8 protein-coding genes and 2 pseudogenes are annotated in these 10,297 nt (G+C 60.0%); all 10 read left to right on the forward strand.

The features are described 5' to 3' along the window. Window positions 1-119: 119 nt before the first annotated feature. A complete protein-coding gene (locus tag JQK88_RS37685; protein WP_376740486.1) occupies window positions 120-542 on the forward strand; it encodes a transcriptional regulator domain-containing protein in 423 nt (140 codons plus the stop codon). 585 nt (window positions 543-1,127) lie between these two features. After that, entirely contained in the window at window positions 1,128-2,102 is a 975-nt protein-coding gene (locus JQK88_RS33735; RefSeq protein ID WP_203280893.1) for a hypothetical protein, read from the forward strand. 1,027 nt (window positions 2,103-3,129) lie between these two features. Further along, window positions 3,130-3,339: a hypothetical protein gene (locus JQK88_RS33740; protein WP_192247874.1), complete on the forward strand. Its 210-nt coding sequence runs from the start codon at window positions 3,130-3,132 to the stop codon at window positions 3,337-3,339. 370 nt (window positions 3,340-3,709) lie between these two features. After that, a complete protein-coding gene (gene glmS / locus JQK88_RS33745; protein ID WP_203280894.1) occupies window positions 3,710-5,533 on the forward strand; it encodes a glutamine--fructose-6-phosphate transaminase (isomerizing) in 1,824 nt (607 codons plus the stop codon). Between the two features lie 1,038 nt (window positions 5,534-6,571). Beyond that, window positions 6,572-6,826 (forward strand): helix-turn-helix domain-containing protein, encoded by a 255-nt coding sequence (locus tag JQK88_RS33750; RefSeq protein ID WP_203280895.1) that lies wholly within the window; start codon window positions 6,572-6,574, stop codon window positions 6,824-6,826. A gap of 707 nt (window positions 6,827-7,533) precedes the next feature. Next, window positions 7,534-8,232, forward strand: coding sequence for a 7-cyano-7-deazaguanine synthase QueC (gene queC, locus JQK88_RS33755; RefSeq protein WP_203280896.1), 699 nt, complete (start codon window positions 7,534-7,536; stop codon window positions 8,230-8,232). Continuing rightward, entirely contained in the window at window positions 8,232-8,588 is a 357-nt protein-coding gene (gene queD, locus JQK88_RS33760; protein WP_203280897.1) for a 6-carboxytetrahydropterin synthase QueD, read from the forward strand. The genes queC and queD overlap by 1 nt, the downstream gene beginning before the upstream one ends. Continuing rightward, window positions 8,585-9,319 carry a 7-carboxy-7-deazaguanine synthase QueE gene (gene queE / locus JQK88_RS33765; protein WP_203280898.1) on the forward strand — a complete coding sequence of 245 codons (735 nt, stop codon included), beginning with the start codon at window positions 8,585-8,587 and terminating at the stop codon, window positions 9,317-9,319. The genes queD and queE overlap by 4 nt, the downstream gene beginning before the upstream one ends. Window positions 9,320-9,496: 177 nt before the next feature. Continuing rightward, window positions 9,497-9,616: pseudogene (locus JQK88_RS36705) on the forward strand (IS481 family transposase); the annotation flags it as partial. A 540-nt stretch (window positions 9,617-10,156) separates the two neighbouring features. Further along, window positions 10,157-10,297 (forward strand): annotated as a pseudogene (locus JQK88_RS36710) (C4-dicarboxylate transporter DctA); the annotation flags it as partial.

Below are 10,297 nucleotides of genomic sequence, written 5' to 3' on the forward strand. Positions count from 1 at the left end.
CGCACGCCTGCGAACGATCCCTGTTGGTCGGAGTCGAGAACGGCAAAGGCAGCTCTCCAAGCCGACTTCGAGCATCATACGCCGTCCAACTTTCCAGCACTGACTAACTGCGGTAAAAGTTGACGGATGCTCGCCTGCCCAAGGATGCGACGGTCGGTCTTGTATGCTGGCCGGACTGGCGTCATGACGAAGCTTACCACTACGCCGGACGATTGCCACGCACTGCCTGGGCCAGGGAGTTTCTTCGGCGCAATCCGCAATTCCAGCGCGACCACGCCAAGAGTGTACCGCCCGCCTACATTGTCAGAACACGCGCCGATACGAAGAGAATTGAGCTGACGACAAGATCATCTTTTCTCAGGCTATGGTTGGACGCCACGTCGGCAAGGGTCTTTGGGATCCGCGCGACTGCGCCCGTATTCTACGAGCGGCCGCGGAGCCGGTTGGGCTTGACCACGATTTTGAACCGCTTGATCTTTCTTCGCTCTCATGCGGCAAGGACATCCTGCTGGCAGCTGCCGGTGTGCAGCACGTGCTGCTGAGGCAGGACTGTCGGAGTCAGCAGCGGTGCCTCCGTTCTCCGCCCGTTGCGGCTATATGTCGACGCAATCGTGCCGCCGAGGCACCTGAAGTTCCATGTCGCTACCCTTCAGTTCCTGAATGACATCAATGGTTGCGGCCGCTTGGCAGCTGCTTGCTTTCCGACGGAACCCCGCGGAGAGCGTCTTTCGTATCGTGCTCCAGGCTTTGGATGGCTCGCCTGCCGGAGCATCCCATCAGGAGATCGCCATTGCCCTGTTCGGGAGAACGGCGTGTCGAAGAAGATTGGTCTCATCCAGGTAGCCCATCTTCGCGATCAGGTGCGTCGCGCCATCCAACTGGCCGCTACCTGATGGGCGGCGGCTACAGACAGTTCCTGATGTAATTGTGGTGACAGCTTCGTGATTGTCTTGTTCGAAAACGCGCAGGCATCTAGCTCCATTTGTCACTGACGAGGGTATTGTGCATTGCACAAAGCCTGACGCGCGGCTAGCGTTCTTCCGGTGCGGGAATCGGGTTTGGGCAATAATGACGAAGCGGTGAGAATCGATGCTTCGTTGATAGTGCATTCATACCTGAGGACCCTGATGACCTTTACGAGCCCTGACGAATCCGAAGCTACAAGCATCGAGGCGGTCGCGCGAAACGGCAGCATGCTGCATCGCATCGCCGTCCGCATTCCGACCTATCTGTCGGATCTTCGCGAGAACCCGGCATGGCTGCCGATGTTCATGTTGGCGCGCACCATGCCGGCGCGGAGAATGCACTGGCGTGGTGCAAAGCCGGTCCGAACGTCGCAAAGAGCCCAGGACACGATGTTTGCTGGCGTCAATCGCCGCGACGTCGTCGACGCGCTGCGGTCGGATGGGCTTTTTTCCGGCCTCGTCCTGCCAACAATGGTCTCTGAAGATGTAGCCGCATTCGCCAAGTGCACACCTTGCTTCGGCAATTTCGACCGCCGCCTCGAATTCATGCCGACGGAGCATGCGGATGCTGAGGCCCGGTTTGGCCGTCCGTTGCTCAGCGGCAACTATTTTGAGCGCATTCTGGGCTGCAAGGCGGCACTCGCCATCCAAAACGATCCGCTGCTCTTGGATATCGCCGCGCACTATCTCGGCGGCCAGGCGAAGCTGATCACTACGCGTGTCTGGTGGAGCTTCCCGACCGGCCAGGCCTCCGACGCCGACAAGAACCTGGCTTCGCTCGGCAAATACCACTTCGACCTCGACGACTGGCGGATGCTGAAGTTCTTCTTCTACCTGGTGCCGGTCGACGAGGGCACCGGCCCCCATGTCTATGTCCGCGGCAGCCATAACCGCCGCGCCCTCAAGCACCAGCTTACGCTTCTCGTCGGCCATCCCGCGCAAGAGGTTCTGGAGGTCTACGGCGAGCAGAGCCCGGTCACGCTGACCGGGGAGGGCGGTCTCGGCTTCGTCGAGGATCCGTTCGGCTTCCATATGGGTACCGTGCCGGCGCACAGGCCGCGGCTCATGATGGAAGTCGGCTTCGGCGTTTCTCCTCCATCGCGTCGCCGCTTCCATGGCGAGCCTGTGATCCGTTGATTTCGAAAAGTCCCGAAACAGCCTTTCCAGACCGTAAGCCTTGTAAGGCAAGATAAAGCTATGCCGCCATCCCCGTCTTTTCGGCGCCCAAAGCGGTTGTCTGCACATCCGTTGGACTGGCTGGCGCTATGGGCGTCTGTTCGAATCGAGGTGAGATGGCGCCGATTTCCGCGGACCGGTTGAGCTGCCAAACTTGAATTCATCGTTCTCAAGCCGGGCGTTAGTGCGCGACGACGACCTTTGAACCGAGCATCGGAAGGCTGCATGCAACCGGCTCCTCTCGCGCCGAAATTTCCGCATCAGGTCTTGCCAGCGGCCGATCTCGCGCGGCGGCGCGGGGCCAACGCAGGGCGTATGGGGCGCCTGCAACGATAATCGGATCGGGCGCGGTGCCGGCGTCGGCCGCGTGCTTGCGCGCGACCGCTTCGCCGACTTCCGGCAGCGCGCGTCGTTATCAACTCCCGCGTCGTCAAGCTGGATGGAAAGGGGCTTCAAGGCGCGCGTCGCCCGGAGGTTCGATCTCCACAATACCGGCCATCCGCACTGCCACCTCAGCATGCGCAGTGATCGCTTAAATGGCCGGGAGTAACGGAGTCGTTCCCCTAACATACCTTGACGTGTCAACTCCCCGAGAAAGCGACTGAACGGAACGATGGCATGATGAAACACTGGCCCGCTCGAGGGCCGCCACATACGGCCGGCTATTGTGCTGTGACCTCCTTCGAGAAGTCGCGTGAGAATTTCCGATGCATCCGAGAACATCGCCAACGCTGTCGGCGCGTCAGTCGGTTTTTGCGCGAAGAAAGTGGGTGAGGCTTCAATGAGCACCGCCGTTAAGGCGTAGAGGCGAAGACCGTCTGTTTCGACAATGTCGCGGGCAGTAGGCATGCTGGCCCGCATGTCGAAGACCGACGTGCCGTGCAGAAGGGCAGTGGGTTTATTGCCTCCGGCGGGGGACCGCACCAGCAATTGCCCCGGGACGGTGCGATTGCCTGCATGAAAGGACAAGGTGACGAACACGAGAACTATGCCGACGAATGTCGGCGCCGACGTTGCCGATGATGATGATGATGCCGATCATGCCGTCGCTGATGCTGCATACAGTGCTCGTGATCATGCCGATAACCACGTCGATCATGATTGCAATCTGAACCGGGAAAGCGAAACACATCAACAGCCCGTCACGATGCGACCAAGAGCGAAACGCCATAGCCATGGTGACGCGATTCAGAAGTGAACGGGCAATCTCTCTGCCGCTCACCTGCCTGCCTCAACGATCTGCCAACGCGAGTTGAATTGGAGAAAGGGAAGGACTACGTCGGCGGTTGCGTGGGGAGGTGCATAGCCGGGATGGCCGCGCATGGCCGGCCGACGTTGTTGCTTAATGCCGCGGGTTTGAGCTTGCGTTCGGTCATGAGAGCGTGAGGCGCAACGAGGAGTTTATTTCAGGTCCCGCGTCTTGGTCTATCCATGGGGTGAATGGCAGCTATCCCTACAATCAATTGTACCAATATTACCGAATACTCCTACAAGATCCTGATGAAAGCGGGCGGGTGGGTGTCCGTCTCGCGTGGGCTGAAGCTGCCGGGAAGAATTCGGAGACGAACATGTGCGGGATTGTTGGCATCGTTGGGCAACAGCCGGTGTCGGACCGGTTGGTCGACGCGTTGAAGCGTCTGGAATATCGCGGCTATGATTCGGCCGGCGTTGCAACGATCACCGAGGGCGCCTTGCACCGCCGGCGCGCCGAGGGCAAGCTCGTCAATCTGGAGACGAAACTGAAGGAAGAGCCGCTGAGCGGCAACATCGGCATCGGCCACACGCGTTGGGCAACCCATGGGCCATCGACGGAACGCAATGCGCACCCGCACTTTACCGACGGTGTCGCCGTCGTCCATAACGGCATCATCGAGAATTTCACCGAGCTGAAGGACGAATTGGCGGCGGCGGGAGCCGTGTTCCAGACCGACACCGACACCGAGGTCGTCGCGCATCTCTTGGCAAGACACCGCCGGGAGGGCATGAGGCGGCGAGAGGCGATGCGTGCCATGCTGAAACGCGTCAGAGGCGCCTATGCGCTTGCCATCCTCTTCGAGGATGATCCGTCGACCATCATGGCGGCGCGCAACGGACCACCGCTGGCGATCGGTCACGGCGACGGCGAGATGTTCCTGGGCTCCGACGCGATCGCGCTTGCTCCCTTCACCAACGAAATTACCTATCTCATCGACGGCGACTGGGCCGTTATCGGCAATTCGGGCGCCCATATCTTCGATTTCGACGGCCATCCCGTCGAGCGTCCGCGCCAGACCTCCACGGCCGCGGCCGATCTGGCCAACAAGGGCAACCATCGCCACTTCATGGAGAAGGAAATTTACGAGCAGCCCGAGGTCATCGCCCATGCGCTCGGTCACTATATCAACATCATAGAAAATCGCGCCGACATGGTTTCTGGCATCGATTTCGCCAGGATCCCGAGCTTGGCGATCTCTGCCTGCGGAACCGCCTATCTCGCCGGACTGATCGGAAAATACTGGTTCGAGCGCTATGCGCGCTTGACGGTTGAAATCGACATTGCGTCCGAATTCCGTTACCGCGAAATCCCGTTGTCGCCGCAGTCGGCGGCTCTTTTCATTTCGCAGTCTGGCGAAACCGCCGATACGCTCGCATCGCTGAGGTACTGCAAGGAGCTTGGGCTGAAAATTGGCGCCATCGTCAATGCCTGCGAATCGACCATCGCTCGGGAGGCCGATGTGGTCTTCCCGATCCTTGCCGGACCGGAGATCGGCGTCGCCTCCACCAAGGCTTTCACCTGCCAGCTTGCCGTTCTTGCGGCACTCGTCATCGGCGCCGCCAGGGCCCGCGGAACCGTAACCGAAGACGAGGTGCAGGCGCTTGTCAGGAGCCTCGCCGAAGTGCCGCGCGTCATGGGCCAGGTACTCGACAGCATCCAGCCTGAGATCGAGCTCCTGTCGCGCGAATTGTCAAAGTGTCATCACGTCCTGTATCTCGGCCGTGGCACCAGTTTCCCGCTGGCGATGGAAGGCGCGCTGAAGCTCAAGGAGATTTCCTACATCCACGCCGAGGGCTATGCGGCAGGTGAATTGAAGCACGGTCCGATCGCACTGATAGACGACAACATGCCAGTGATCGTCATCGCGCCGCATGATCGCTTTTTCGACAAGACCGCCTCCAACATGCAGGAAGTGGCTGCCCGTGGAGGGCGGATTATCCTCATCACCGATGAAAAAGGGGCCGCGGCATCGAAACTCGACACCATGCACACGATCGTGCTGCCGGCCGTCGACGAGATTATCGCGCCAATGATCTTCTCGCTGCCGATACAGCTTCTTGCCTACCACACGGCGCTCTTCATGGGCACAGACCTCGACCAGCCGCGCAATCTCGCAAAATCGGTCACCGTCGAATGATTGTGACGCTTTTATAGGTGGCGATGCTCCTCCATCCGAAAGCGCCAACACCTTAACGTGCCCTTTAATGATGGGGCCGAATCCTGTTTAAACTGCCGGCTTCGAATCGGAACGATGGCCGGCATGGTCGGAGTTCGCAGCAGGCCATCGCCCGAAAGGGGATTGAACCAACCATAGGAGGACCGAGCCAATTCTTACTCAAACCTTCCCTAGTGATTTCGCGCCATCCGATACTCTGGGGGGACGTATTTCATTCGCTCGCGAGGCCACCAAACTTACAATGGCGCAGGCCGCGTGCCGACTTGGTGTCCAGACGGCATGCTGGAAAGCATGGGAATGCGACCGCGCGGCGCCGCAATCCAATCGCCTTGCCATGATGGCGGGCATCTTGGCCGTGAGTCCGTCATGGCTATTGTCGGGGATAGGCGCCGGTCCACTGGAGCTGGAGGCGAACGACGGTGCCGCCCTGCTGCGAGAGCTGCAAATCGCGTCTGCTAACGCTGTGGCTTCGCAAAAACGTGTGCAACAAATCGTTGCGTTACTGGGGTCGGTTCCGGTAGCCGGCGAAGAAACACCCTAAGCGTGGTATTCAAGCGGTTGGATCATAAAGACGAGGGGGGGCTGGAGCCCAAAAGTGTGGCGACTCCTAGACGGGCAGCAAGCCGACAGACGCGTAAAAGGCGCGGGTGGCGGCGGGAATTGGTCGAAGGTATCAGCGTCCGCTAGGCTGGGTGGACGGTGCCGCGAATAGGCACTGGAGTCGGCGGCAGGGGAAGTTCGAGTTGCTGTTCAAGAAAGCCTTCCGCGAGGATCAGTCGCGTGGGATCGCAGGACGAATGCGGTGGCAGGTTCTTGGAACTTGATCAGAAGCAGGTGAGCCGCCATATTCCGACCCGACTGCCAACGTCAGGTGGCCCATTCCATGGGATGAGGCCGGTCGACCGAATCGACGTCCATTTTTTTGATTTGCTGGGTGCGCCAGGTCCGGGAGGAAATCTCCCGATTTATCAGGCGCTCCTTATGTTCTTGGAGGTGTCTATGAACGATTCGCGCATTCCCGAGCCAATCTTGACGGCTATGTCGCAGGGGACCCACATCATCCGCGCTTATCGTGAGTACCTTGGATATTCGATCGAGGACCTCGCAGTGGCGTGCGGGCTTGCCGCTGAGGAAATCCAAAACATCGAGTCGGGTCTGAGGTACAACAAGGGCTATCGGGATCGGATAGCGAGATCGCTGTCCATACCTGTGGGAGTTCTTGAGGCAGAGCCGGACATATCGGACGCCGCGTGATCAGTCGGATGATCTGCAAATGAGTGGAAGAGCCGCTACCTTGTAATGTGTAGTTTGCGACTGATAGTCGACGCTTAATTCCGTTGGACGCGAATGCCTTCTGGCGCAGTACCGCCAAGAGAAATCTTGTCCATTGTATGTCGGTTCACGACCGATCATTTAGTTTGGGTTTGCCGGTCGGCCACTGACCGAGGGCGTGCTCCGATTCGAACCGATCCTGAAGCGGAATGCGCGGGATCTACGGAACCCGAAGAGCCGGCCAGCCAAGTTGCCGCGACAATTGATGTCGTGATCATTCCAGACATCTGCATTTCGGCGCGGCTGCAAAAACATCCACCTGGTAAAATCCGTTCTTTGCGGCAAGCCCATCCTCGGGCCCGTCTTGTACAAGAAACCCTCGTGGTGGCGTCCCTCGAAGCTCGGCACCGCCGGGCGCTTGATCGAAGCGTCGAGAACCTTGTTTCCGAAGGGCCGTACCTCCTTCAGAGCATATTCTGGTACGCTCGCCTTTGAACATCCACTCAAGCGTGCCGTTTCGCTAGTCCCTGTTCCTTGCAGGCTCACCGCCTGAGGGCGCCTTGGACACAGCGGCACGTCAGCGCATGAAACTCGTCCCGCGTTCACTTCCCAAAATGGATTTCCTGCAGTACTGGGAGCGCAGAGAAATCTCCGGTCGCAGCCTACCCGGTTAAAACAAGGACCCAATGATGAAGACTCTCGTCGTCTGCTCCGGCGGATTGGACTCCGTTACTCTTGCTCACAAGGTGGCAGCGGAGTACGAGCTCGCCGGCCTCCTATCTTTCGATTACGGCCAACGGCACCGGAAGGAATTAGGCTTCGCCGCCCTTTGCGCTGAGCGTCTGAACGTCCCGCATCGCATCATCGACATCCGCGAAATCGGCCGCGGCCTTTCCGGCTCCGCGCTGACCGACAGTGTGGATGTGCCGGACGGGCACTACGCCGAAGACACGATGAAGGTCACGGTGGTACCGAACCGGAACGCCATCATGTTGGCCACCGCCTTCGGTCTCGCCGCCGCGCACAAAGTCGAAGCGGTGGCGACGGCCGTGCACGGTGGGGATCATTTCATTTATCCCGACTGCCGTCCGGCCTTCATCGACGCTTTCCAGATGATGCAAGACCGCGCGCTCGACGGCTACGCGAAGGTTCGCCTTTATGCGCCCTATGTGAATCTCACGAAGGCGGACATCGTTAGGGATGGAGCAGCATACGGCACGCCATTTGCGCAGACCTGGTCCTGCTACAAGGGCGCCGAGCGTCACTGCGGGAGGTGCGGGACCTGCGTCGAGCGGCGCGAGGCGTTTCATCTCTCTGGGCACCCGGACCCCACCGACTACGAGGACTCCGACTTCTGGCTTGATGCCCTGCGAAGGAGGACCGCGTAATGTTCCGCATCACCAAGGAATTCCACTTCTCGGCCTCGCATCAGCTCACCTCGTTGCCGCCCGATCACCAATGCGCGCGCCTGCACGGGCATAACTACATCGTCGAAGTGGAGCTTTCAGCGAATGGACTGAACGACAACGGCTTCGTGCGCGACTATCACGATCTGGTGCCATTCAAACGCTATATCGACGAGAGCTTCGACCACCGACATCTCAACGACGTGCTCGGACATGGGCAAGCCACCGCGGAATGCCTGGCCAGACATTTTTATCTATGGTGCAAGGCACGCCTGCCGGAAACCTCGGCCGTGCGGGTGAGCGAAACGCCGAAGACCTGGGCGGAATACCGGCCATGACCGATACGCATCCTGCAATCCGCGTGAGCGAGATTTTCGGGCCGACGATCCAGGGCGAGGGCGTGCTCATCGGTTTGCCGACGGTCTTCATCAGAACCGGCGGATGTGACTATCGCTGTTCCTGGTGCGACAGTCTCCATGCGGTGGACAATCAATTCCGCCATGAATGGGAGATGATGCCAATCGACGCGGTATGGCAAACCGTCGTTACGCTTTCCGGTGGCCGGCCAGTGATGGTGTCGCTGTCAGGCGGCAATCCGGCCATTCAGCCGTTTCGTGCGCTCATCGAGCGAGGCCATGGTGAAGGTTACCGTTTTGCGCTCGAGACCCAAGGTTCGGTGGTCAGGGACTGGTTTGCCGACCTCGACGTGCTGGTCCTCAGCCCTAAGCCGCCTTCAAGCGAAATGAGGACCGATTGGGCCACTCTCGAGGCGTGCGTCGATGCGGCGCAGGAGAAGCCGCAGATCGTGCTCAAGCTCGTTGTTTTCGACGAGAGCGACTACGCCTATGCGAAAGGCGCCGCGGAGCGATTTCCGCGCCTTCCGGTCTACCTGCAACCCGGCAATCACACGCCGCCTCGTCCTGGCAACGAAGGCGCGTCTGTCGATCTCGACGGAATAATGAAACGCATGGAGTGGCTGGTTGAAAAGGTAACCGGCGACAGGTGGTTCGATGCCCGCGTGCTGCCGCAGCTGCACGTTCTGCTGTGGGGCAACAAGAGGGCCGTCTAGCCTGCGTCTTTCGTTGCACTGGAACTGCGTCTGCGGATCTTCGGTTAGCCGGGTCGGCCCCCATTGACGGAGCTGCCGGGGTACTTGCGGACTTCTGGTACCAGCACCAAAAGCGTGGCCAGCCGAGTTTGATCCGACTTTGATGGGCATCCTTGCGGTCCGAATTCGGGATGCGCGATGGGCCAGCTTGTGCATGGGAGCGTCACGACGACAGAGGCGATCCATCGAGCGATACAGCATGGTCAAGACGGCCTGAGGACGTGGGCCGCACGCTACGGCACAAATCACAAGACCGTTGGCGACCTGGCGCGAGAGCTCCATGTCCATCACCGCATGCAGGTCCATGACCGACAACCGCTGGACTCAAGTCGGCCGACGGTCGCTTGGGGATCGACCCGTTGTTTCATTTCGAAATCCGCAGCTGGCGTCGACGGCTCGCATCCGGCGCAGCCGATCCGGGCGGTGCGGCGGCGCGATCGCGTCAAGCGCGCAACTTAGGGCCTAGGTCGCAACGCGGCCGGTCGACTTCCGCCATTTTGTGGAGCGCCAGACTATACGGGGTCGCAGCGGCAATCGTTTGGCCGCTGCCAGGCTGCAGGTAACGCCCAGAGCGCCCTCCAATCTCCGACACTCGGCCCTTGTCTCGATAAAGGGCACGCGCCAGCGGCGTGTGCAGAAATTCGCACAAGCACGGCTTGAGGTTCGGCGCGTTTCTCGCGCCGCCGCTATTTGGCATGGCACTTGCGACCGACATGGCAGCAGCGTTCGACCGCAGCGCCGCGATGGGAGAAGCCCGGGAAGGGAGGAACCCACCTCAATCCGCTCAGGGAGACAAGTATGTTGAACCGGCCAATCCGCAGCGCGGACGCCGCGCCTCGCAAGGCCTTCTACGCCAAGCCCTACGTGCAGGTGCTTGCCGCCATCGCTCTTGGTATCGCACTCGGCTATTTCTATCCGGGGATCGGCGAAAGCGTGAAG

This window comes from Mesorhizobium caraganae, from assembly GCF_016836705.1.
GTDB lineage: Bacteria > Pseudomonadota > Alphaproteobacteria > Rhizobiales > Rhizobiaceae > Mesorhizobium > Mesorhizobium caraganae.

Bases quoted from the DNA above. Each gene is read 5' to 3' on its own strand.
- JQK88_RS33735 (WP_203280893.1), top strand. From the start codon at position 1,128: ATGACCTTTACGAGCCCTGACGAATCCGAAGCTACAAGCATCGAGGCG.
- JQK88_RS33740 (WP_192247874.1), top strand. From the start codon at position 3,130: ATGCCGACGAATGTCGGCGCCGACGTTGCCGATGATGATGATGATGCC.
- glmS (WP_203280894.1), top strand. From the start codon at position 3,710: ATGTGCGGGATTGTTGGCATCGTTGGGCAACAGCCGGTGTCGGACCGG.
- JQK88_RS33750 (WP_203280895.1), top strand. From the start codon at position 6,572: ATGAACGATTCGCGCATTCCCGAGCCAATCTTGACGGCTATGTCGCAG.
- queC (WP_203280896.1), top strand. From the start codon at position 7,534: ATGAAGACTCTCGTCGTCTGCTCCGGCGGATTGGACTCCGTTACTCTT.
- queD (WP_203280897.1), top strand. From the start codon at position 8,232: ATGTTCCGCATCACCAAGGAATTCCACTTCTCGGCCTCGCATCAGCTC.
- queE (WP_203280898.1), top strand. From the start codon at position 8,585: ATGACCGATACGCATCCTGCAATCCGCGTGAGCGAGATTTTCGGGCCG.